The organism is Streptomyces pratensis, from assembly GCF_037137275.1.
GTDB lineage: Bacteria > Actinomycetota > Actinomycetes > Streptomycetales > Streptomycetaceae > Streptomyces > Streptomyces pratensis_B.
The window spans coordinates 34,571-57,085 of record NZ_JBBBEN010000089.1; the positions used below are offsets into that span (position 1 = coordinate 34,571).

13 protein-coding genes are annotated in these 22,515 nt (G+C 73.7%); 4 read left to right on the forward strand and 9 right to left on the reverse strand.

Going from position 1 to position 22,515, the window contains the following annotated elements:
- Positions 1–48: 48 nt before the first annotated feature.
- From V9U70_RS14875 to V9U70_RS14890, 4 genes are all read right to left on the reverse strand, one after another.
- Complete coding sequence (locus V9U70_RS14875; RefSeq protein WP_336675506.1) at positions 49–1,128, reverse strand: alpha/beta hydrolase; 1,080 nt, start codon at positions 1,126–1,128, stop codon at positions 49–51.
- On the reverse strand, positions 1,125–3,500 hold the full coding sequence (locus V9U70_RS14880) for a thioester reductase domain-containing protein (RefSeq protein WP_336675508.1): 2,376 nt from the start codon (positions 3,498–3,500) through the stop codon (positions 1,125–1,127). The genes V9U70_RS14875 and V9U70_RS14880 overlap by 4 nt, the downstream gene beginning before the upstream one ends.
- On the reverse strand, positions 3,500–12,217 hold the full coding sequence (locus V9U70_RS14885) for an HAD-IIIC family phosphatase (RefSeq protein ID WP_336675510.1): 8,718 nt from the start codon (positions 12,215–12,217) through the stop codon (positions 3,500–3,502). The genes V9U70_RS14880 and V9U70_RS14885 overlap by 1 nt, the downstream gene beginning before the upstream one ends.
- 172 nt (positions 12,218–12,389) lie before the next feature.
- Positions 12,390–14,123 carry a fatty acyl-AMP ligase gene (locus tag V9U70_RS14890; RefSeq protein WP_336675512.1) on the reverse strand — a complete coding sequence of 578 codons (1,734 nt, stop codon included), beginning with the start codon at positions 14,121–14,123 and terminating at the stop codon, positions 12,390–12,392.
- A gap of 179 nt (positions 14,124–14,302) precedes the next feature.
- Between V9U70_RS14890 and V9U70_RS14895 the strand changes: the two genes are divergently transcribed.
- Positions 14,303–14,947 carry a TetR/AcrR family transcriptional regulator gene (locus V9U70_RS14895; protein ID WP_336675514.1) on the forward strand — a complete coding sequence of 215 codons (645 nt, stop codon included), beginning with the start codon at positions 14,303–14,305 and terminating at the stop codon, positions 14,945–14,947.
- 71 nt (positions 14,948–15,018) lie between these two features.
- Here V9U70_RS14895 and fabI read toward each other — a convergent pair whose 3' ends face one another.
- Complete coding sequence (gene fabI / locus V9U70_RS14900; protein WP_336675515.1) at positions 15,019–15,798, reverse strand: enoyl-ACP reductase FabI; 780 nt, start codon at positions 15,796–15,798, stop codon at positions 15,019–15,021.
- Entirely contained in the window at positions 15,795–16,658 is an 864-nt protein-coding gene (locus V9U70_RS14905) for an alpha/beta hydrolase (protein ID WP_336675517.1), read from the reverse strand. The genes fabI and V9U70_RS14905 overlap by 4 nt, the downstream gene beginning before the upstream one ends.
- A gap of 145 nt (positions 16,659–16,803) precedes the next feature.
- Here V9U70_RS14905 and V9U70_RS14910 point away from each other — a divergent pair, with 145 nt between their 5' ends.
- The 3 genes from V9U70_RS14910 to V9U70_RS14920 are packed head-to-tail and all read left to right on the forward strand — an operon-like array spanning position 16,804 to position 18,271.
- Positions 16,804–16,977 carry a hypothetical protein gene (locus V9U70_RS14910; protein ID WP_336675518.1) on the forward strand — a complete coding sequence of 58 codons (174 nt, stop codon included), beginning with the start codon at positions 16,804–16,806 and terminating at the stop codon, positions 16,975–16,977.
- Positions 16,974–17,924 carry a hypothetical protein gene (locus tag V9U70_RS14915; RefSeq protein ID WP_336675520.1) on the forward strand — a complete coding sequence of 317 codons (951 nt, stop codon included), beginning with the start codon at positions 16,974–16,976 and terminating at the stop codon, positions 17,922–17,924. Before V9U70_RS14910 ends, V9U70_RS14915 begins: the two co-directional genes overlap by 4 nt.
- Positions 17,921–18,271, forward strand: a complete 351-nt coding sequence (locus V9U70_RS14920; RefSeq protein WP_336675522.1) for a ferredoxin family protein — start codon at positions 17,921–17,923, stop codon at positions 18,269–18,271. Before V9U70_RS14915 ends, V9U70_RS14920 begins: the two co-directional genes overlap by 4 nt.
- A gap of 561 nt (positions 18,272–18,832) precedes the next feature.
- Here V9U70_RS14920 and V9U70_RS14925 read toward each other — a convergent pair.
- From V9U70_RS14925 to V9U70_RS14935, 3 genes are all read right to left on the reverse strand, one after another.
- Entirely contained in the window at positions 18,833–20,284 is a 1,452-nt protein-coding gene (locus tag V9U70_RS14925; RefSeq protein ID WP_336675524.1) for a nitrosuccinate lyase, read from the reverse strand.
- A 383-nt stretch (positions 20,285–20,667) separates the two neighbouring features.
- On the reverse strand, positions 20,668–21,585 hold the full coding sequence (locus V9U70_RS14930) for a prephenate dehydrogenase (protein ID WP_336675526.1): 918 nt from the start codon (positions 21,583–21,585) through the stop codon (positions 20,668–20,670).
- Positions 21,585–22,502, reverse strand: a complete 918-nt coding sequence (locus V9U70_RS14935; RefSeq protein ID WP_336675528.1) for a phytanoyl-CoA dioxygenase family protein — start codon at positions 22,500–22,502, stop codon at positions 21,585–21,587. The genes V9U70_RS14930 and V9U70_RS14935 overlap by 1 nt, the downstream gene beginning before the upstream one ends.
- Between the last annotated feature and the right edge of the window lie 13 nt (positions 22,503–22,515).

The following is a 22,515-nucleotide window of genomic DNA, read 5'->3' on the forward strand; positions in this document are numbered from 1 at the left end:
CGGGGCGGAGCGGACGGGGCCGCCCACGGCTGCCGGGCCGCGGCCCCGTCACCTGAGTTCGTCGAGGAACTCCAGGATGTGCCCGAAGACGTCCAGGGCGGCTCCCCGCCCCACGAACGCGTCGAAATGGCCGTAACCGGGGATCTCCGTGTACCGCACGTCCAGTTGTGGCTGACGGGCCGTCAGGACCTCGTGGCAGAGCTTCTGGGAGTCCAGCCACATGCCGTTCTCGCTGCCGGATATCAGCAGCACCGGGCAGTCGATCCGGTCGGCGTGGTCCAAGGCGTTCTCGGGGAGCGCCCGGTAGCGGCCGTCGCCGTGGTTCCAGCGCACGACGCTGCGGGCCAGCGCGACCCGCCTCAGATGCGGCAGTATCCACAGCGGGGCCGGGCCGAGGAGCTGGGCCAGCCGGTCGTGGACGGCGTCGGACAGATTGTCATGCACGTAGAGCGAAGCACCCACGCCCCAGGCCGAGTTGCACAGGATCTGACAGGTCGGGTCGGTACAGCCGGCGCCCCTGGACGCCAGGGCGAAGAGCGGGGTGTAGCGCGACCAGAAGCCGACCTTGCGGAAGTCCACCGGAATGTGGTCGAAGCGGGACCGGAACAGCTCGCCGGCCATCGTCATCTTCAGCGAGGTCCGGGCGGCCAGCTTCGGCGTCAGAAAGACCCCTTGCGCCACCACGCCCGCCAGCCCGGGCACGAGGCCGGCGGCCATGCTCATCGACAGCGAGAGCGCGCCGATGCAGTGCGCCACCGCGAACAGCGGCCGGCCGCCGATCTCCCGGCGGATGTGCGTGACCGCCGTGGGGATGTCGTGGAGGGCGACGTCGTCGTACGTGTACCGGCGACCGGTCTCGTTCCACGGCAGCCGGCAGCTGCCCCGCCAGTCGAGCAGCCAGGGCTCGTACCCGCCGTCGAGCAGAGCCTCGACCAGATTGCGGATCTCGGGCAGCAGGAACATGTCGGAGGACGCCGTGTGGCCGTGCAGCAGCAGCACCGCGGGCCGGTCCGCGGCGCCGGCGGGGCGGACCCGGGTCAGTCCCAGCCTGAGGCCGTCGCCCGCCCGGAAGGGGATCTCCTCGATGGCCGCCTCGTCGAGGCGCGCGTACAGGGGCCGCAGGGTCATCGCTTGCGCTCCTTCAGGATCGGGTTGCGGCGTAGGTCCAGCAGGTCCGCGCCGACCCGGGCGAACGGGCCGATCATCCCGCGTCCGATCTCCAGGCCGAACCAGGCGAGCCAGGTCATCTTCGCGAGGCGCTTCTCCTGGCCGGAGAGGCGCGGATCGACCCGGATGCCGTCGACCTGGTCCCGCAGGTAGCTGTCGGTCGGCACGACGATCTCGCCCCGCAGCGTCCCCGGCTCGCCCTCGCGGCCGAGTTCCACGGACAACGCGCGGGCCTGCCGCCACAGGTCGCGGCGCGCGCGGGCGAACTTCCTGCCCTCCAGCCACCACAACGCGCCCTCGGCGTCCCGCAGCCGCAGCCGGTAGCGCAGCAGGGGGTGGCGCAGTCCGTGGTCCAGCGGAATGCCCTCTTCCGGGCGCACCCAGACGTCGCCGTGCTCGACCACGAGCGGGTCGGGATGCAGGAGCGGGCAGGAGATCCGGCCGCCGACGTCCACTCGGCGTTCCTCGGCCAACTGGTACATGCCGGCGATGGACAGGGTGAAGGACGCCGAGCAGGGGGTGTCCGCGGGCCCGCCGACCGGGCCGAGGCCGCCTTCCATGGTCTCGGAGAACCACAGGTAGGGCGGGTCGGTGCGCTCCGGGAGCCGGGCGAGGCCGTCCCGGGCCAGCCGCTGGAAGGTCCTCGTCTGCTCCTGCATGCCGTAGCGGGTCGAGGCCGGCAGGTTATGCCCGGCCACGAAGGCGTCGGTGCGCTCGGCGGTGGCCGCCGGGGCGGTCAGGGACGCCTCGCACAGCTTCGAGGCTGTGTGGCTCTCCAGGACCCTGGCCAGGAAGTCGAGTTCGGGGACCGGGTCGGACCGGAGGCGGGCCACGACGTCGCTCCGCCACTCCTCCCAGTCCTGGACGCGCACGTTCATGCCGCCGAACCTCATGTCGTGGACGACGTCCGCCAGGGAGTTCGGCGTACCGCTGAGGTGGTAGTTGGAGCCCCATGCCTCGGGCTCCAGGATCGCGGCCACCGCCACCCGGCTCACCCAGTCCACCGGTGCGGCGTTGAGGTAGCTGAACGCGGGCACCGTGCGGAACCGGCTGAAGACCGCCATCATGCCGCTGCTGAGGTCCTGGGGGTTGCTCGCGCCGGTCCTGGTGTGCCCGCCGATGCCGCCCGGCCGCAGGAAGGTGACGACCAGTCCGTGCTCGCGGGCCCGGCGCAGCGCGGCCTCCGCGGCCCACTTCGACTTGTCGTACCCGGCCTCCAGGGCGTCGATGTGGGCGACGGGGTCGTCCTCGCCCATGGACTCGATGCCGATCTCGTTGAAGACCGCGACGGAGGAGACGTGGTGGAGGGGTTTCGGGCGGCCGGCGGCCGCCAGTTCCGCGAGGGTCAGCGGCCCGATCACGTTGCTCTGTCGCAGCGAGGGGTAGCCGCGCAGGAAGTCCACCGCGGCGGCCACGCTCACCACTGAGTCCAGTTCGTGGGCCAGCGCGTCCCAGCGCTCGTCCGGCAGCCCGAGGCGCGGTCGGCGGATGTCGCCCGGCAGGACCGTCACCCGGCGGCGGATCTCGCCGGACCATGGAAGGGCGAAGCGCTTGAGGGCCGCGCCGAGGCGCCGTGTGCCCTCTTCCTCGTCGGCCGCGCGGACCAGGCAGTACACGTGGGCGTCGCTGTGCCGCAGCAGGTCCAGGAGCATGTGGCCGCCGAGGAAGCCGGTCGCCCCGGTCAGAAGCACCGTCCGGGGGACGGCGGGCTCCGGACGGCGGACCCAGGGCAGGGCGTCCGCGCGGGCCAGGTCGGCGAGGATCAGTGCCAGGTCGTCGTCGGTTCCGGCCGGCTCGGAGGCCGGGGCCGCTGCGGCCGAGGGCGCCGGGGCCGCCCGCCCGGCCGTCGCCGACGGGGCGGTGGGCAGACCGGGGCCGACCGGGCCCGCGCGTTTGGCGCGCAGGGCGCGCTCGGCGAGACGACGGGGCCTGGCGTCCGCGAACACGTCGTCGAGGCTGATCTCCACGCCGAGGTCGCGCGACAGTGCGGCGACGAGTGCGACGGCGTCGACCGAGGTTCCGCCGGCGTCGAAGAAGTCGGTGTCGGGGCCCATCGGCGTCCCCGGCAGCAGACGGCCCGCTGCGGCGGCGATGGCCCCGGCCAGCCGTTCCGTCTCCCCGCTCCCGGCGGTACCCCGGTCCGCCGCGGGCTCCCCGGGGCGGACCGCCGCCGACCGGACCCTGGCCAGCAGCTCGGACACGCTGAGCGGGCCGCCGCCCCGCTCGGCCTCCTCCCCGGCGCGGCGCTGCCCGGCCCGCGTGCGGTCCGCCGGCCCGTCCTCGTGCGGTTCGCCCATGGTCTGCCCCTCACTCTGTGCGCTGTCTTCGGTCATCACTGCCGCCAGGACCTGAACGCCCGCAGCCGCTCCGCAGTCGTCTCCGTCTCGACGCTCTCCTCCTTCGGGGCGCCACCGCCCAGTGCGGCGACCAGGCGTCGCGCCGGCACGTTGCGCGGGGTGTACTCGGCCGTCAGCCGTACGGTGGCGCAGCCGAGGGCCTCGGCCCGGTCGGCCAGCCACTGGAGCAGCCGCTCCTCCACCCCGCGGCCCAGCACCCGGCAGCTGAGCAGCCAGGCCAGGACGTCCAGGCGGGCGCCGTCGTGGCGCAGGGCCAGCAGGCCGATCTGGCCGTAGTCGCCGAACCGGTCGCGGGCCGAAACGGTCCACACCTCGCCCAGGTCCTGCCACCGCTCCAGATCGCCACCGTCCGCCGACCGGGCGCGAAGGGTGAACTGGTTGGTACGTCGCACGAGTTGGGCGGCCCGCGGGGCGTCCGGCTCCGCCAGCGGACGGATGTCCAGCTCCAGTTCCAGCCGTTCGAGGAACTCCTCGAATCCGGCCTGTTCCCGGGCAGCGTCGCGGGCCCGCTCCTGCTGGTAGTACGCGGCGCGCGCGCCGTCCTCCGCCGTGGCCGCGACGGGCGTCAGGGGCCAGAGCCGCGCCAGGAACCCTTCGAGTTCGTCGGCTGCCGGGCAGGTCACGGCGAGTACGTCGGGCAGTGCGGACCGCATCGCGGCGATCTCGGCCGGGTTGTCGTCGAGGAAGAGGAAGCTGTCGACGCCGAGGTGCAGGGTCCGCGCCGCCGCCTCCAGCCGAGCCGATTTGCGGCCCCATCCGGCGTCCAGCACGCTGAAGTGCTCCGCGCGCAGCACACTGTCGGGCCGCTCCAGCACGGCGCGCACGGTGGCCTCGTCGTTGTTGCTGATCAGGACCAGCAGGGTCCCGGCCTCCCGCCAGCGCAGCAGTCTGCGGGCCAGGGCCGCACGAGCGCCGCCGAGGCCGACGCCCTGCGGTCCGCTCTCCCCCGCGACGTGGCTCCACAGCGTCTCGTCGCCGTCCACCGCGATCACCTTCGGCGGTGTGCGGGTCGCCGCTGCCACGGTCTCGGCCAGGGTGAGGGCGACGGCCGCCTGGAACTCGGGAGTGAAGGGCAGGTGCGCCAGCTCGTCCGTCCGGTCGTCGAACCGCTTCTCGACGGCATGGTGGCGAGTCCAGTCCTCGGGGCGCAGGACCGCGATGCCGGGGGCGTCCGCGAGGGCGGCGGCGATGTCGCGCTCCCACCGCTCACCGCGTTGGTCGGGGCGCGCGCACGGCAGGAACCCGACGATCAGCAAAGTTCCCGTGCGCTCGGTGAGCGCGCGCAGGGCGGCCGGGTACTGGGCGCGCAGCTCGTCGAGCAGCGCGTCGCTCACCGGGCCGAAGCGTTCCAGGTCGGCCGCCCGCAGCAGGACGGTGCCGGCCTTCGCCGAGGCGTCGGTGAAGACTCCGGACGGGTCCTTGAGGCTCGCCAGGACATGGTGGTAGGGCGCTTCGAGGACCCGGGGCGGGGCGGCCCGTGTCTCGTCCCCCTCTCCTGCGGAGAGGGCCGCCGCGCACAGCAGGGGCAGATCGCCGAGGGCGAAGGTGGCCGCGACGGCGAGCGCTCGGGGCCGCCGCCCCTGCGGCGCGGGGGCGGGAGTGGGAGTGGGAGTGGGAGGGGCGGCGTCGGCCTCCCCCGTTCCGTCCGGGTGGGCCTTGCGGGGCTCCGGCTCACCCGGGGGCCCGGTCGGGGCCGCTTCCGCCGGTTGCGGGTGTGCCGGTCGAGCCGGGGCCGCCGGGTCGTCGGCCGCCTCGTCGAGGAGTCGGAGGAAGTCGGCGGCGAACGCGGCGCAGGCCGTCTCGTCGATGATGTCCACGTTGTGGTCGAAGCGGATCTGGCCCGCGTCCGGCGTCATGATGATCATGAGGTCGAGGTCGGAGTGGCCCGTTCCGGCCGGCAGGATCTCCAGGCGGTCGAGTCTCGCCGAGGACCGGACGTAGTTGAAGTAGACCTCGACCATGGGGGCGTTGTCCCGTTGCAGCCCCTGGGCGGCGAGGGCGGCCAGGGTGTCGGAGAACATGGCGCCCTTGGCCAGCACCCGGTCGAGCCGGCTGTCGGTGCGGCGCAGCACCTCCTCGATCCGCTCCCCCGGCGCGGCCTGGGCCGGGAAGGGCACGGGCACCCCGAAGAAGCCGACCGCGTCGGGGGCGTCGACATGGATGCGGGTGTCCACGGGGACGGCCAGCACGAACCGGTCGCGTCGCTGTCTGCGGGCGAGCAGGACCGTCAGCGCGCCGAGGCAGAAGGCGGCCGGGGTGATCTTGAGTCGGCGTGCACGGGCTGCCACGCGTCCCATGAGCCCTTCGGGGAGGGTACGGGTGATCGTGCCCGTCCGGAACGACCGCTTCGCCGGCCGGGGGTGGGTGAGCGTCAGGTCCAGGCGGCGGCTTCCGGCGAACTCCCCCCGGCGTGCGGCGTCCCGCGACGGGGGCTGGGGCAGCGCTGTCTGAGCCTCCAACAGCAGGTCGACGTCCCGGTTGGTGACCTGGTCCCCCAGCGGCGCACCGGACAGTTCGGCGTCGATCTCGGCGGCGACGATCAGCAGCGACTGCAGGTCGCTGACCGTGTGGTGAGCGCCGATGAGCAGCGTCTGCCCGGCGCCGTCGCGGTCGGTCAGCTCGAACCGCCACAGGGGCGCGGTGGTCATGTCGAAGGGTTCGCCGAGCAGTTCGCCCAGTCGGCGCCCGGCATCCCACTCGGCGTCGGAAGCCAGGTCGGACCAGCGCAACAGGGGCAGGCCGGGGTCCCGTTCGGTCCTCATACGCCGGTCGGAGCCGGTGTCGTCGACGATGGCCGTACGCAGTGCGGCGTGCCGTCCCGCGAGGCGCGTGAGGATGTCCGCGAGCCGGGTGCGGGTGGTCGGCCCGGTGAGCCGGAAGGCAAGACCTATGGAGTGCGCCGCGCTCGGGGTGCCGTGCTGGGCCGCGCGCAGGAGCCGGACCACGTCGCGGGTGGCGGGCCTCAGCTCGACGTCGGGCGGCGGCTGGCCGGCGGAGTGCGTCCGGCCGCCGGGGGCGCCGACGGCGGCGGGCCCGGGCGCCTCGTCCCGTCGGGACAGCGCGGTGTGCAGCTCCTGGGCGAGACTGCGGGGGTCCGCCGCCGAGAACACCGCGGACGCGGACAGTTCGACGCCGGTGTCACGACCGAGGGTGTTGCGCAGCCGGACGATCATCAGGGAGTCCAGGCCGAGCTCCTTGAAGCCTTCGTCCGCCGGGATCTCCTCGCCGCCACGACCGGTCAGTTCGGCGACGGCGGTCCGTATGTGGGCTTCGAGGAGTGCGATCCGCGCGTGGTCCGTGGGCGCGGCCCGCATCCGCCCGCGCAGCCCGGCGCCGGGCTGCGCGGGGGCGGGGGCGACGAGTCCGTGCAGGAGCGGCCGGTTCCGCACCGCGTCCGGGTCGCGAGCGAGGGCTTCCCTGTCGAGCACGAGGGGTACGAGCTGGCGGCGGGTGCTGGACAGCACCCGGTCGAACAGTTCACCGCCCTGGTGCGGGGTGAAGGGGACGAGACCCGCGTCGTCGGTGGCTGCGGTGCGCCTGGCCGATCCCGCGACGAGGCCGACTTCGGCCCAGGTCCCCCAGTCGAGGCTGAGGGCCGGCCGGCCGGCGTGGGAGAGGTGGTGCGCCCAGGCGTCCATGAAGGCGTTGGCCGCGGAGTAGGGGCTCTGACCGGCCGAGCCCAGCAGGCCGGCGGCGGAGGAGAACAAGGTCAGCGACTGCGCTTCGGGGATCAGTTCGGTGAGCAGCGCGGTGCCGAGCACCTTGGGGGCCAGGACCCGCGCGATGTGGTCGGGGGTCAGGTGGCGCAGAGTGGCGTCGTCGAGCACGCCGGCGGTGTGGACGACGCCGGTGAGAGGCCCGCGGTCCGCGCGCAGCGCGTCGAGGGCGGTCCGCAGGCCTTCGCGGTCGGCGACGTCGGCCCGTACGAGCCGCACGGCAATTCCGCGCTCCCGGAGGCCCTCGATCCATCGTGTCGCGGCGGCGTCGGGCGCGCTGCGGCTCAGCAGGGCGAGGCAGCCGGCGCCCCGGCGCGCGAGGCGGTCGGCGACGACCCGGCCGAGGCCGCCGAGACCGCCGGTGACCAGATACGTGCCGTCGGGGCGCACCGCGCCGGGGAGGGCCGGGTCCGGGCCGGTGTGGGCCAGGCGGGGCACGAGGCGGCCGGTGTCCCGGAGGGCGACGAGGCGTTCGTCGTCCGCGTGCCGCAGCTGGGTCCACAGCGCGTCCTCGCCTCCTTCGGAAGGGAGGTCGACGAGGGTGGTGTGCAGTTCGGGATGTTCCTGGGCCACCGCGGTGCCGAAGCCCCAGCCGATCGCCTGCTGGGGGTGCGTCACCTCGGTGCTGCCTCCGGCGGCCTGGCTGCCGCGGGTCACGAGGAAGAGGCGCGGGGGCCGGCCGTGGGGGCGTTCGGAGAGTGCGCGCACCAGGTTCAGGGTGCTGACGGCGCAGTGCAGGGCGGCCTCTGCGGCCGTCTCGGCCGAATCGACGGCCGGAGCGTCCAGTGCGAACAGGTGCACCACCCGCTCGGGTGGTTCCTCGGCGAAGACCTCGTCGAACAGCCGGGCGAGGTGCTCGGGGTTCCGGGGGTCGAGCGTGTAGCGCCCGGGCGCCCCGGCGGCGTAGGCGTCGCCTTTGCGGGCGACGACGTGCGGGGTCGTGCCCAGGCGGCGGGAGACGGCGTCGGCCACGCCCGTGTCGTCGGCGAGAATCAGCCAGCTCCCCGGAGCGGGGTGTTCCCGGGCGGGCGGCCGGGGCTGCCAGCGCACCTCGAGGAGCGCTCCGTCCACCGCGGAAAGGGTGGCGAGCTCGACTCCTTCGATGTCAAGGAGAAGGTGTTCGTCCTCGTCGAAGAGCCGCACGTCCAGGGTGACGGCGTCCTCGCCCACCGTGCGCAGCCGGCAGGCCGACCAGGCCGGCGCGGTGCGCAGCCCGGTGAGGCGCAGCCGCCCGGCCCTCCGGGGCACGAGGACCCGGCCCCGGAGGGCGTCCCCCGCCAGGGCGGCGGTGTGCAGGGCCGCGTCGATGAGCACCGGGTGCAGCAGATGCCCGGCCCTGGGCGTCCTCCCCAGCCTCCCCAGCGCCGCCGAAGGCCCGCTCCAGCCCTCCTCCAGCATGCGGAAGGCCGGGCCGTAGTCGAGGCCGAGGGCCGCGAGCCCGGCGTAGGCGTCGGTCATGTCCGACGCCTCGGTGCAGTGTTTCCGCAGGCGGGCCGGGGTGGTGTCCGGATTGATCAGCGGCTCGTCCGTGGCGGGTCCGGCCTGGCCGCGGACGTGCCGGACCCAGGGCGCGCGCCGGTCGTCGGCCGGGCGCGAGGCGATGGTGAAGTGCCGGACACCGTTCTCGTCTGCGGGTTGCAGCACCAGCTGGAGCTGGACGGGGAGGTCCGCCGCCAGAGGGAGCGGCCGTTCGAAGCAGATGTCCCGCACCTGGACGTCGGCCGCCTCCCCGAGCGAGGACACAGCTTCGAGCACCATCTCCAGGAAGGCTGCCGCGGGCAGCAGGACGGCTCCGCCGACCCGGTGGTCGGTCAGGTAGGAGAAGCGCCGGTCGCGCAGATCGACACGGGTGTCGAACAGATGCCGGTCCACCGGGTCACTGGACTCGACGTGTGCGTCGACGAGCGGTGTACCGCGCCGACCGCCCGGCCCGGTCCGCGCGTCGTCGGTCCAGTGCCGCTGTTCGGCCCACGCGTAGGTCGGAAGGTCGGCCCAGGGCCCGTCGGGCGCCAGCCGCGTCCAGCCGATGTCCCCGCCCGCGACGTGCAGTTCGGCCGCGGCCCGGTCCAGGCAGCCGGGTCCGTCCTCGTCGCGCCGCAGGGAGCCGATGGCGATGAGGTCGTGGCCGCTCTCCTCTGCGACCGCCCGGGTGGCGGTGATCAGGGCCGGATGCGGGCTCAGCTCCACGAAGCGGCGGTAGCCGTCGGCCGCCATGCGTTCGACGGTGGCGGCATAGCGGACGGGCCGACGCAGATTGCGGTACCAGTACGCGGCGTCCAGCGCGGTGCCGGACACGGGCTCGGCCAGGACCGTGGAGTACCAGGCGACGCGGGTGGGCCGGGTGGTGATGCCTTCCAGGTCTTCGAGGAGCGCGTTCCGCACGGGCTCGACCTGCGCACTGTGGGAGGCGTAGTCGATGGCCATCCTCCGGACGAAGACCCGTTCGTCCTCCAGCGCGGCGATCAGAGCTTCCAGCGGCTCCACGTCTCCGGCCACCACCGTCGAGGCGCCGCTGTTCACCGCGGCGACGGACAGTCGCCCGCCCCACGCGTCGAGGCGTGCCTCGACGTCCGCCTGTGCCAGGGCGACGACGGCCATCCCGCCCGTGCCGGCGATCGCCGTGAGCGCCCGGGCGCGCAGGGCGACCACGGCGGCCGCGTCGTTGAGACTGAGCGCCCCGGCGACGCAGGCGGCCGCGACCTCGCCCTGGCTGTGGCCCACCACGGCGTCGGGTCGTACGCCCCGTGCCCGCCACACCGCCGCGAGCGCCACCATGACGGCGAACAACGTCGGCTGGACGGCGTCGACGCGGTCCGGGGGCGGCGCTCCGGCGTCGCCGCGGAGCACCGCGAGGACCGACCACCCGGTGTGCGGGCGCAGGGCCGCGTCGCAGCGGTCGATCTCGTCGGCGAAGAGCGGGGACCCGGCGAGCAGGTCGCGCGCCATACCGGCCCACTGCGTCCCCTGCCCGGGGAAGACGAAGGCCACCTTGCCCTCGGGGCGCGCCCGGCCGGGCCCCACGACCAGCTCCGGGGCCGCCCGTCCCGCCGCCAGGGCGCGCAGTCCGCTCAGCAGGTCCTCCCGTCGCCGTGCCACGAGCACCGCGCGCTGTTCGAAGTGCGTACGGCGGTGGGCGAGGGCGCCGGCGAGGGCGGGCAGCGTCAGGTGGGGGTCGGCCGTCAACGCGTCGAGGAGACGCTGCGCCTGCCCGCGCAGCGCGGGCAGGGTGCGGGCCGACACGGGGAACAGGGCGGCGGGCCGCTCCGGGGCGTCGGGCCGTTCTCCGGCCAGGCGCTCCCCCGGCGCCTCTTCGAGGACGACATGGGCGTTGGTGCCGCTGATGCCGAAGGCGCTCACCCCGGCGCGGCGGGGCCGGGGGCCGCGCGGCCAGGGACGCGGCTCGCGGCACAGTTCGAGGCCGCCGCCCGCCCAGTCGACCAGCGCGGTGGGGGTTTTCGCGTGCAGTGTGGCGGGGAGCCGTTCGTGCTGCAGCGACAGCACCGTCTTGATGACGCCGGCGATGCCGGCCGCTGCCTGGGTGTGGCCGAGGTTGGATTTCAGCGATCCGACGGCGAGGGGTCGTCCGGCGGGGCGGCCGGGGCCGAAGACACGGGCCAGCGCGGAGCCCTCGATGGGGTCGCCCAGCGGGGTCCCGGTGCCGTGTGCCTCGATGTGGTCCACGTCTCCGGGGCGCAGCCCTGCGGCCTCCAGCGCGGCCCGCACCACACGTTCCTGGGCCGGTCCGCTGGGGGCGGTCAGGCCCTGGCTGCGGCCGTCCTGGTTGACGGCGGAGCCCTTGAGCACCGCGAGGACGCGGTCGCCGTCGCGCCGGGCGTCGCTCAGGCGTTTCAGCAGCACCAGGCCGCAGCCCTCCCCCCACACGACGCCGTCGGCGTCCTGGGCGAAGGGCCGGCACTGTCCGGACGCCGACAGTCCGCGCAACCTGCTGAACTCGACGTGGCCCCGCGGGCTGACCATCAGCGTCGCGCCGCCGGCCACGGCCAGGTCGCAGGAGCCTTCGCGCAGGGCCCGGGCGGCCAGGTGCAGGGCCACGAGGGAGGAGGAGCAGGCGGTGTCGACGGTGATCGCCGGGCCCTGGAGGCCGAGTTGGTAGGCGATCCGGCCGGAGGCGACGCTGGGGACCGTGCCGGTGCCGACGTACCCGTCGAGTTGTTCCATCCCGGCCGCGCCGAGGTAGCCGCTCGGGTACAGGCCGATGTAGACGCCGGTGGCGCTGCCGTTGAGGGCTGCGGGCAGGATGCCCGCCCGCTCGATCGTCTCCCAGCAGGTCCGCAGCAGCAGCCGCTGCTGCGGGTCCATCGCGGCCGCCTCCTGGGGCGGGATGGAGAAGAACGCGGCGTCGAAGCGGTCGATGTCCCTGAGGAAGCCGCCGCGCAGCGAGTACGCGGTGCCGGGGTTGTCCGGGTCGGGATCGTGGAGGGCGGGGTCCCAGCGGTCGCCCGGCGGGGCGCAGACGGCGTCCTCGCCGGCGGCGAGCAGCCGCCACAGCTCCTGCGGGTCGTCCGCGCCGGGGAAGCGGCAGGCCATCGAGATGATCGCCACCGAATCGGCCTGCCCAGCCGCTCGCGCGGCCGGCTCACGCAAAGCGGCCGCCGCCCCGGGCGCCGGGCGCGGGTCGGCCCGCGGCAACAGGCGCGGTCCGTCGAGCGCGGCCGCCTCGGCGATCGACGCGACGGTGGGGTGGTCGTAGACCAGCGTCGGGTCCAGCGGCCGACCGAGTGCGGCGGAGAGGCGTGCGCCCAGCGCCACGAGATCCCGTGACCCGAGCCCGTAGTCGGCCATCGGCCGGTCCCGCCCGATCCGGGCCGCTTCGAGACCGGCCGCAGTGGCGACGGCCTCCGTCAGCCAGGCCTCGACTTCTTCGGGTGCGGCATCGGCGAGAGGGGGCGAGGTCGTGCCGGGCGGCGTGCCCGGGGGCGGTGCTACAGGGGACTCGCTGGGCTTCTTGGCAGGCATCGGGGCAACCGTCTCCGCAGGCTCGGTCCGAGGGTTCTTCGTGCGCCGTGCCGGACGGCCGGGGCCGCCGGCCGTCCGTGCTCCGGCGCGGGCGGGCCGCGTTGCACGCGGCGGGCCCGGGCCGGCGCCGGGCCGCGGGGGTCTCCGGGCCGGCCCGGGGCGGGCGGTCAGGTCAGGCCGTTTCGCCGGCCGGCGGGGTGTCCCCGACGGTCGCGAGGGACCCGTCGAGGTACGCCGCCCGGCATGCCTTGCGCTGGATCTTCCCGCTGGAGGTCTTGGGGAGGGCCCCGGGGCGGATCAGGACGGCCTGCCGCAGCGACAGGCCGTGGGCCTCTCCGAGTGCGCCGCGGATCGCGGCGGCGGCCTCGGCGCACTCGGGTCCGGGAGCTGCCGTCGTCTCCGCGACGACCACGGGGAGCTCGCCCTCCGTTCCGCCGTCGACCGTGAAGGCGGCGGTGCAGCCAGGGCGGATCGCGCGGTGGGCGCTCTCCGCGGTGAGTTCGAGGTCCTGGGGGTAGTGGTTGCGCCCGTCGATCACCAGCAGGTCCTTGAGCCGTCCGGTGACGTACAGCTCCCCGTCCCGCATGAACCCCAGGTCTCCGGTGCGCAGAAAGCCGTCCCGGCCGTCCAGCAGGGCGGCCCGGAACACCTCGCGGGTCGCCCGCGCGTTGCGCCAGTAGCCCTGGGCGACGCTCGTCCCGGCGACCCACACCTCACCGATCCGGCCCTCGGGGCACTCCCGCCGTTCGGTGTCGGCGATGACCACGGTCAGGCCCTCGCCCGGCGGGCCGCAGCTCACCAGTTCTCCGCCCGGCTCCGTTGCGGCGTCGGGCCTGGGGGCCGTTCTCGGCTCCCGGTCGACCGGGCCCCCGCTCACCATGAGCGTCGCTTCGGCGAGTCCGTAGCCGGGATGCAGCGCCGTGCGGCGGAAGCCGGCAGGGGCGAAGGTGTCGGCGAACCGGCGCAGCGTCGCGGCCCGGACCGGCTCGGCCGCGTTGAGCGCCACCCGCCACCGGCTCAGATCGAGGCTGTCGACCAGTTCGGGGGTGGCATCGCGCAGGCACAGCTCGTACGCGAAGTTGGGCCCTCCACTGGTGTGGGCGCGGTAGCGGGAGAGCGCGGTCAGCCAGCGGTCGGGCTTCTGGAGGAAGTGCAGTGGGGAGAAGAGGGTGGACGTCCCGCCGAGGAAGAGGTTGTTCAGGACCGGGGCGATGAGCCCGAGGTCGTGGTAGACCGGGAGCCAGCTGACATAGAGCTCCCCGTCCCACTCCTCGACCGTCTCCGGGGTGTGCCCCATGCCGCGGGACAGGACGTGCTGGTTGTCCATCACGTTCGCGTGGGTGACCACCACTCCGCGGGGGGCGGAGGTGGAGCCCGACGTGTACTGGAGGAAGGCCACCGAGTCCGGGGTGAGAGCGGGCTCGTGCCAGGAGGCCTCGGCCTCGTCGGGGATGTCCTCCGTGGCGACGCAGAGCGCGGTGTCCAGCTCCGGCAGGTGCTCGGCCATCGCGTCCAGCCCGGCGATGATCTGCTTGGTGCCGAGGACCACCGTGGCGTCCGCGTCGGCGATCATGCGCCGTATCCGTGCGAGGGACCGGTGGCTCTGCGTCCTGCCCTGCGGCGGCAGCCCCGGCGCCGCGACGACCGCGGCGGACAGGCAGCCCAGGTAGGCGCCGATGAACTCCAGGCCGGGCGGGTGGAGCAGGATCGCCCGGGAGCCGGCGAGGCCCCGCTCCTGCAAATAGCCGCCGATGGCCCGGGAGCGCCGGGCCAGTCGGCCGTAGGTCCATTCCTGGACCTCGCCGTCGCCGTCCCCGTCGGCCAGGAAGCGGAAGGCGACCCTCTCGGGCCGCTGCGACTCCTGTGCGAGCAGTACGTCGATCATCGAGCGAACCGCACCGGCCATCGGTTGACCCCTCCCCCATCGCACGGCGTACGGGCAGCGAACCGACAGGAGACGGAAACTGATCGCACGATCGTTCGGTCATTTATACTGTCACACACTGACCGCACAGTCGTCTACTTACTCAGTACACTGAACGTCCGACGGCACCACGAAGGTCCAGCCCAGGAGGGTAGACAGGTATGACAGCCACACACACCGACGGGCGGATCGCGCGCGGGAACCAGACGCGTCAGCTCATCCTCAAGCGCGCCGTGGAGATCGCTTCCGTCGATGGCCTCGAAGGGCTCTCGCTGGGGCAGCTCGCGACCGAACTGAAGCTCAGCAAGAGCGGGGTGTTCGCCCTGTTCGGCTCCAAGGAGGATCTTCAGCTCGCCACCGTCCGGGCCGCCATCAAGGTCTATCTGGAGCACGTCGTCCAACCGGCCCGCGATCTGCCGCCGGGTCTGGACCACCTGTGGCGCCTGTGCAGCGGCTGGCTCGACTACTCCCGCAAGCGCATCTTCCCCGGCGGCTGCTTCTTCTACTCGGTCTCGGCCGAGTACGACGCCCGCGAGGGCAAGGTCCACGACACGCTCGCCGCGACCCGCACCAACTGGGTCACGTTCCTGGAGCAGACCGTGCGCGACGCGCAGCTGGCGGGCGAGGTCGACCCCGCCGCCGATGTGCCGCAGCTCGTCTTCGAACTCACCGCGCTCATGGAGATGGCCAACGCGGAGTCCGTCCTGCACCACGAGTTCACCAGCTACGACAAGGCGGCCAAGGCCATCCTGAGCCGCCTGCGCGGGGTGGCCACCGACCCGGCCCTGCTCCCCGACGCCCCCTGACCCGGCCCCCGCAGCGGTCGGCGGGGGCGCGCGCCGCCCACAGCGCCTCGCCGACCGCAAAGGGGGCGGCCTCACGCCCCGATGGCGTGCACCCCTCCGTCGACGTGCACGATCTCGCCGGTCGTCCGGGGGAACCAGTCGGAGAGCAGCGCCACCACCGCACGCGCCGCCGGTTCCGGGTCGGACAGGTCCCAGCCGATGGGAGCGCGCGTGCTCCACACCTCGCGGAACGTGTCGAATCCCGGGATGGACTTGGCCGCCATCGTCTTGATCGGGCCGGCCGCCACCAGGTTGCAGCGGATGCCGTGCGGGCCGAGGTCCCTGGCGACGTAGCGCGAGGTGGATTCGAGCGCGGCCTTGGCCACGCCCATCCAGTCGTACGCGGGCCAGGCGACCTGGGCGTCGAAGTCCAGACCGACGATGGAACCGCCGCGCTCCCGCATCAGCGGCAGGGCGGCGACGGCCAGCGCCTTCAGCGAGTACGCGGAGACTTCGACGGCGGTCGCGACGGAGTCCCAGCCGGTGTCCAGGAAGTTGCCGCCGAGCGCGTCCTGCGGCGCGAAGGCGATGGAGTGCACCACGCCGTCGAGGCGGGCGTCCGGGCCGACGCTCTCGCGGACCCGGTCCGCGAGGCTCTCCAGGTGCCCCGTGTCCTGGACGTCGAGCTCGATCAGCGGGGCCGGCCGCGGCAGCCTCTTGGCGATGCGTTCGACCAGGCTGAGCCGTCCGTACCCGGTGAGCACCACCTCCGCGCCCTGTTCCTGGGCGATCCGGGCGGCGTGGAAGGCGATGGAGGACTCCATCAGCACTCCGGTCACCAGAATGCGCTGGCCTGCGAGTATGCCGCTCATCGTGCTGCCACCTCGGTCCCGGACTTCTGCACTGTGGTGTCGCAGGAGACGAAGTCCGCTATCTCCGCGACGACTTGGGGGGCTCCGAGTATGCGCAGGTGCCCGAATCTGCGCGTGAGGACCAGCCGGGCCCGGTCGCCGAAGAACTCGGCGATGCGCCGGCCCTGGCCGGCGTCGACCATGGTGTCGTCCTCGTCGTGGATGAAGAGAAGCGGAATCCGCACGGCCTCGGAGCCGTGGAAGACCGAGAAGCGCGACCACATGTCCGTCTCGGCCGGGTAAACCTGGCGTTCGAGGCGGCCGCGAACCTCCGCCGCGAGGGGCGGTTCGAGGCTCAGGCCGACGGCGAACGCGTCCACCAGGTAGGAGAAGTCGGGGACCGTGCTGATCGCGACGACCCGCCGGGCGCACACCGCCTGCTGCAGGGCGACGAAGGTCGCGGTGGCGCCGAACGAGTGCGCCACTATGGCCTCGAACGTGCCGTGCTCACGATGCAGCCGGGCGATGATCTCGACGTACTCCACCAGCGTGGTGGTGTCGCCGGTGGCCTCGCCGTGGCCGGGGGCGTCGAAGGACACCGGACTGAAGCCCAGTTCGAGGAGGCGGGCGACGGCCTTCGCGTAGCGCGACGCGCGCGACTCCCAGCCGTGGACGAGGAGCACGGGGCGCTCGCCCGTCCCCCAGCGGTAGACGACCGCCACCTTGCCGTTGACGGTCAGTTCGCTCGTCCGCGCGCTTTCCATGGCCGCCCGCTCGTCCGGCCGTGGCCTGCTACGGCCCTGCGGTCGGCGGAAGAGGTCGAACAGCTGCTCGCCCTTGTCACTCAGGGCCGCGTCGGCGGCCCCTGTGGCGGGTTCCATTCCACGCCCTCCAGGTCGGTCGGTACGGGTCAAATATTAGCACGACCGTTCGCTCATATTTCATGCCGACCCCGCCCGGATCAGAAACATGCACGGACGGTCGTGCTAATGTATGGGCGGTCAACTCTTTTTCTTGGAGGCCGGCATGACGCTCCCGCACTCCGCTTCCCCCGCCGACGAAGCGGCTGACACCAGCCCCGGTCCGAACCAGTGGATCAAAGACCACCTGGACGGCCTCATCGATGAGCACCTGCTGAAGGACGCCCCCTCGTCGGGCACCGCCTCCCCCGCACAGCGCGAGGGGAAGTCTCTGCCATGACCGACGCCGACACCACGCACGGCCTGGGGATCGCCGTCGCCTCGGGCATGCTCAAGGGCGTGTACGGCCACGGAGTGCTGTCCGCCTTCGAGGAGCGCGGGCTGCGCGCGCACGTGTACGGCGCCGCCTCCTCCTCCGGGCTGTCCGGCGGTCTCGCCGCGATCGGCCACGCACGGCGGATCGGGGTCGACTACTGGATCGGCGCGGCGGGGGGCGTAGCGGAGAAGGGCATGAGCCGCGTCGCGCTCGACAGCATCGCCGAGTACGGCCCGCTGATCCGCGGCGAGCTCTTCGGACCCGAGGCCCCGGAGTTCCTGCTGGCCACCAGCAAGGTCACCACCGCGGAGGCCGCGGAGGCCACCCAGGGCCCGGAGGCCAAAGCGCTCGGCAAGCAGCTGCTGCGCAACGTCTTCTCAGGAGACCGCACCTGGGTGACGGAGAACCTGGCCGCGACCGTCTTCTCCAACCGCGCCACGGCGGACGGCGACGAGCCGCGGCTGACGGCGGACAACTACGACGCGGTCTCCTACGCCTCGACGCGCATGCTGCACGCCTGGGCCACACCGGCCGAGGTGGACGGGGCGGCCTACGTCGACGCCTCGTACACCTGCTCCTGCCCGGCGCGTGAGGTGGCGGCCAAGGGGGTGTCCGTGCTGATAGCGATCGGCAACGACCCCTTCCCGGTCTTCCGCGACCTCTACGCCTCCGAGGAGATCGCCGACGGCTCCACCCTGCACGGCGCGAAGGTCCTGGTCGTCAAGCCGGAAGAAGACCTCAAGCACCTGGGCGTCGACTACGCGGCGGCGTCCCCGGAGGGACTCGTCAAGGCCTACGAGCGCGGCCTGGAGGACGGGCGCCGCTTCTCCGAGCGCCACGCCGAGCTGCTCAAGGCCGCCGCCGCGGGCCGCGACAGCCTGCGGGGCCGAGCCGGGGAGGCCATGGCGTGACGCACGTGGTCACCGAGCAGTGCGTCAACTGCAAGTTCGCGGAGTGCGTCACCTACTGCCCGGTCGCCTGCTTCCGCGAGGCAGGAACCTTCCTGGTGATCGATCCCGAGGAGTGCATCGACTGCGGGAACTGCGTGGAGGCGTGCCCTGCCGACGCGATCTATCCGGAGGAGGAGCTGCCGCCCGAGCTCGTGCCGGCCCTGGAGTGGAACGCCCGGCTGTCGGCCGAGCTCCCCCTGGCCACCACACGCGTCGAACCGCTGCCGGACGGCGAGGGGTGGCTGGGCAGGAGCGGCAAGTGGAGTGCGCTGCCCGCCAACCAGGCGCCCGGCGTCCTCCGCGGCTGACCCCCGCTTCGTCTCCCTGCTCCACGCGCGCGCGCTGCCGCGGCCCGGCGACGCCGCCTACCGGGGCCGCCACGGTGGAGGTGGCGCGGGAGCCACTGGGTTGGCACGGTGCGGCCGGCCGGACCCGCGCAGCGTTCCCGCTCGCCGGCGGGGCCCGGGCGTCCCGCGCCTGGCGTCTGGCTGCTGATCGCAGCTCCGGCCACGCGCGGGCCGGGGGGCGCGGTCGGCGAGATCCGGGGCTGCTCCCCCGGCGCCGCCGGCTGTCGACGTCGCCCGAAGGGGGAGCGCCGAGACGTTCGAGCCCACGACGCCTGCCGGGGAGGCCCGTCTCCGCGCACCGGTGGCCTCGGCTTCCTCCGCGACGGCGAACTGTCGTGAGGGGGGAGGGGGCGGCCGGGGGAAGGCGACGCCGGAGAGGGCGGCTTGCTCACGTCGCGACGCGCTCGAAGCGCACAGGGCCTCGCGTGCCGGGTCCTCAGCGGCTCGCTCCACCGGCGGCTCGTCTGCCCCGCGTGCCCGCCCGGGAGCCGGCTCGCCGTCCCGTGCGGTGCGTCCAGCGGTTCACGGCCCGGCCTCCGGGGGGCGTTTCGCGTACCGCCGCAGTGCGTGCGCCGTCAGCTCCTCGGCCGCGCCCGTGTAGCCGGCCGGGTCGAGCAACCGCGCCAGGTCCTGTGCGTCGAACCGTTCGGCGACGGCCCCCTCGTCGGCGAGCACCTCCGCGAGGGGCCGCCCGGAGGCGGCGGCCGTGCGCGCGGCGCGACTCATGACCTCCTTCGCCGCGGCCTTGCCCAGCGCCGGGGCCAGCACGGCCGCCAGTCGCTCCGTAACGATCAGTCCCCCGGTCAGGTCCAGGTTCCTGCGCATCCGTCCGGCGAAGACCTCCAGGCCGGCCACCAGCTCGCGTGCGGTGTGCGCGGCCCCTCCGGTCAGCCGCAGGCACTCGCGCAGCGGCTGCCACTCGGCGTGCCAGGCGCCGGCGGAGCGTTCGTCCTCGGACAGCATGGCCTGCGCCAGCACACCGGCGTAGGCGGGCACCTGCAGGGCGGCCGAGCGGATCAGGGTGGCCAGTGCGGGGTTCCGCTTCTGCGGCATGGCGGAGGAGACGCCCCGGCCGGCCGCCGCGGGCTCCGCCACCTCGGCGGTCTCCGTCCGGGCGAGCGACTGCACGTCCACCGCGATCTTGCCCAGTACGCCGGCGGTCAGGGAGAGTTCGGCGGCGAGCGCGGCGACGGGGGCGCGGTGGCTGTGCCAGGGCAGTACGGGGGCGCGGAGGCCGGTCTCTGCGGCGAACCGCTCGGTCAGCCGTGCCGCGTACCCCTCGGCCAGGGATTCGTGCCGCGTCTCCCGGTGGAGCCGTTCGTACTCGACGTATCCGGCCAGGGTTCCCGCAGCCCCTCCGAGTTGGAGGAACAGGCCTTCGGCCCTCAGTCGGCGCAGCCGGTCCGCGGCGTCACCGACCGCCGCCAGCCAGCCGGCCGCTTTGAGGCCGAAGGTGGTGGGCACCGCGTGGAGGGCCAGGGTGCGTCCGGCCATGAGCGTGCGCGTGTGCTCGCCGGCCAGCGTCCGCAGGGACGCGGCGATGGCGTCCAGGTCCGCTGTCAGAAGGTCCAGAGTACGGCCGGCGACGAGCATCGACGCGGTGTCGAAGATGTCCTGGCTGGTCGATCCCCGGTGTACGTAGTCGGCGGCGTGCGGGGCCTCGTCCGCCACGAGAGCGGTGAACGAACGGACCACGGCCACCACCGGGTTGGCCGCGCCCCGGCTGAGCACGGCGATCTCCCGGAGATCCAGCCGGTCGGCACGGGCCAGTGCGGTGATCGCCTCGGCCGCATCGGCCGGTACGTTGCCGAGGCTCGCCTGGGCGCGCACCAGGGCGGCCTCCGCGTCGAGCATCGCCTGGAGCCAGGCGGCGTCGGACGTGGCGGCTTCCGCCGGGGTGCCGGCCCGTACCGGGCTGAGCAGCCCGGCGTCGGCGGCGGTGCCGGGGTGTGCGGGGGGCGGGGCGGAGTCCACCTCGTCAGCTCTCCCATCATCTCGTGGTCCGGGCGCGGGTCCCGGATCGGTCTCGTCACGGTGTCCGCGGCGGCGTCCGGGGCTGGAGCGTCACGGAGTTTACTCCGGGGCGGGTGTCCGCCGTCCTCGCCCCCGGCGCACCGGGCGGGCAGGGGCTCCGGAGGCGAAGCGCCCCGGTGTCGTGCGGACGGCCCGTCAAGTCCCGGACCAGCAGGCCCAGAAGCCGTCGGCGGAATCCCGGCGGCAAGGAGATGCTCGGGGCGGCCTACGGGCGAAGGCGCCCGCACGCCTGTGGTGTGCGGGCGCCCCGAAGACACGGCCTGGGCCTGTCGCGCGCCCGCCGGGGGCGACGAAGCGGGCCCCGAAGCCGCAGTCGCCGTGCCTCAGCCGCCGACGGCCGCGCCGCTCAGCCGCAGCCCGCTCACGGCCGCCGCCGGCCCGCTCACGACTCCCGCCGGAATCCGGCCGCGGCCCTGCACCCCGCGGACGAGGGCGGTGGTGAGGTGCTCTCTGCTGATGCGGGGGCGCTCCGGCGCTCCCGTCCCCAGGTCGGCCAGGGCCTCCACGACCACCCGCAGGTCCAGGACGATCTCGGCGAGCACATCGGCGACGGCGCTCGCGTTGGAGCCGATGATGTCGGTCCACAGCTCGGCGTCCCCACCAGCGATGCGGGTCACATCGCGCAACCCCTGGCCGGCGAGCTGGAGTTCGGCCTCGTCGCCGTGGAGCAGGCGCGCTGCCAGCAGGCTGGCCACCACATGCGGGGTGTGCGAGATGAGGGCCACCGCCCGGTCGTGCTGTTCGTGGCCCATCACGACCGGGCGGGCGCCGCACAGCTCGGCGAGCTCCATGGTCCGGTCGAGGGCCCGCCGACCGGCGCCCTCTGCCGGAGTGAGCACCCAGGGGCGGCCCTGGAAGAGGTCACCCCTGGCGGCGAGCGGGCCGGACTGCTCCCGGCCCGCCATGGGGTGGCCTCCCACGTAGCGGCTGAGGTCGCAGCCCAGCGCGGCCGCCTCCGCCTGCGGTTTGGCCTTGACGCTCGCCGCGTCGGTGAAGTCGTGCGCCAGGTTGAGATGTTGGTGCTCGTGCAGGGCCCGGGCCACATGCTGCGGCGGGACCGCGAGGATCGCCAGGTCCACCGGTGTACGCGGGACTGCCGCCAGGCCGGCGCCCAGCCCGGCCGCGGTGCGGGCCGTCTCCGGGTCCCGGTCGAGCAGATAGGTGGTCACACCCCGGCCCCGCAGGGCCAGGGCGATCGACGTACCGATGAGGCCGGTTCCGACCACTGCGGCACTGCGCATCAGCGGCTGCTCCACAACACCGGCAGATACTCGGGGTCGCTGTAGTCCGGCGTTCCCTCAGCGGTCCTGCGCACCAGCATGTCGTGGTTGTACGCCACCTTCGTGCCGTCCGAGCGGTAGAAGTCGCGGTAGCGGTTGTCACCGTCCTGGAGGTGGAAGGAGATGGCGCGGCGCGGCCGGTCGCTGCGGTTCGGGCCGCTGCCGTGGTAGGTGCGGCAGTGGTGGAAGTTGACGTGGCCCTTCGGGATGCGGACGGGGATCTTGCGCACCTCGGCGCCGTTGTACTCGGCGTTCTCCTGGAGCATGACCTCCAGTTCGCCGCGGTCCCGCTCGGCGAAGTGGAGGGAGGTCGCGTCGTTGTCCGCGGTCTCCTTCCAGTTGTGGCTGCCGTCCACCATGGTGATCGTGCCCATCTCCTCGTCACAGTCGTGGAAGGGGATGAACGCGGTCAGCATCCGCTCGGAGGTGGACGTGGACCAGTAGTGGCGGTCGAAGTGCCAGGGCACGATGTTCGACGCCTCTTCCGCGACCGGCGGCTTGAAGATCAGCGTCGACTGGAAGACCCGGATCGACTCGGCCTCTGCCAGCCGGGCGGCCACCGCGCCGAGCAGCGGCTTGCGCAGGATGCGGCCGATCGTGTCGTCCTCGTAGTGGATGTAGTCGTTGTGGCGCTGCACGTCGCCGTCGGCCGGCTCCCAGTAGGCGAGCTTGGGCGGTCGGGCGGGCAGGGTGCGGTCGCGGTGGCCGGCGTAGAAGCGTTCGCTGGCCGATTCGAGGAGGTCCACCTCTTCGTCGGTGAACAGCTTCTTCGAGAGGTACCAGCCGTGCTCGGCGTAGAAGGTGACGTCCTCGTCGGTGGGGAGGAGGTCTAGCTCCTCCCCTGTGAGGGTGAACGGTGCGGATTCCTGAACAGTCACGGTCTTCCTTCGG